This window comes from Aureimonas sp. D3 (assembly GCF_001463805.1).
In the GTDB taxonomy this organism is placed as follows: domain Bacteria; phylum Pseudomonadota; class Alphaproteobacteria; order Rhizobiales; family Rhizobiaceae; genus Aureimonas; species Aureimonas ureilytica_A.
Genome location: NZ_BBWM01000099.1, coordinates 1 through 1,266, shown reverse-complemented (window position 1 = coordinate 1,266; position 1,266 = coordinate 1). Strand labels below are relative to the sequence as shown.

At 69.1% G+C, this 1,266-nt stretch carries 1 protein-coding gene; it reads left to right on the top strand.

The features are described from left to right. Positions 1 to 159: 159 nt before the first annotated feature. A partial coding sequence (locus tag AUL36_RS22965; RefSeq protein ID WP_062224583.1) for a site-specific DNA-methyltransferase occupies positions 160 to 1,266 on the top strand: 1,107 nt, incomplete at its 3' end.

Genomic DNA, 1,266 nt, shown 5'->3' with positions numbered 1-1,266 from the left:
CGGTGATTTGGAGCCGGAGCCCGGTGTGATCCCGCGGTGTTGTCGCGTTGAGTGGGTGGTGGTGGCGCTATGTCCAGGTCCGGTGCGGTTCGCGTGTCTCGTGCAGTGCCAGCGTCGAAGGCCGCGCCCGGAGCGGAGCGCCTGGGCGCAGGCACGCCGCTGGGCTTCGCCGGTGCGGGGGCTCAGGCCCTCTCGCCAAGCCAGCCGGAATGGCTGGACACGATCATCAAGGGCGACTGCGTGTCCCGCATGGCCGCGCTGCCCGCCGGCAGCGTCGATGCCATCTTCGCCGACCCGCCCTACAATCTCCAGCTCGGCGGCGATCTCACTCGCCCCGACCAGTCCCGCGTCGATGCCGTCACCGAGGAATGGGACCGCTTCGAGAGCTTCGAGGCCTATGACGCCTTCACGCGGGCCTGGCTGCTCGCCGCCCGCCGCTTGCTCAAGCCCAACGGCACGATCTGGGTGATCGGCTCCTACCACAACATCTTCCGCGTCGGCGCCATCATGCAGGATCTGGGCTTCTGGATGCTGAACGACATCGTCTGGCGCAAGACCAACCCCATGCCCAACTTCCGGGGCCGGCGCTTCCAGAACGCGCACGAGACGATGATCTGGGCGTCCCGCTCGGCCGAGGCCAAGAGCTATACGTTCAACTACGACGCCATGAAGGCGGCCAACGACGACACGCAGATGCGTTCGGACTGGCTGTTTCCGATCTGCTCGGGCGCCGAGCGCCTGCGCGACGAGGAGGGCGGCAAGGTGCACCCGACCCAGAAGCCCGAGGCGCTTCTGGCGCGCGTGATCCTGTCGTCCACCAAGCCGGGCGACACGATCCTCGATCCGTTCTTCGGTACGGGCACGACCGGGGCGGTGGCCAAGCGCCTGGGGCGGCATTTCGTGGGCATCGAGCGCGAGGACAGCTATATCGAGGCGGCGGCCGAGCGCATTCTGGAGGTCGAGCCCTTGTCGGCGGACGCGCTGGCGACCAATGGCGGCAAGCGGGCCGAGCCGCGGGTGCCCTTTGCGACGCTGCTCGACATGGGCCTCGTCCAGCCCGGCACGATGCTGAGCTGCGCGCGGGGCCGGCACCGGGCCTATGTGCAGGCGGACGGGACGATCCGGGCCGAGGGCGCGGAGCCGGCTTCGATCCACAAGATCGGAGCGCGGGTGCAGGGGCTCGACGCCTGCAACGGCTGGACCTTCTGGCATGTGGTGGACGGGGCCAGCCTCAAGCCGATCGACGCGCTGCGCCAGATCGTGCGC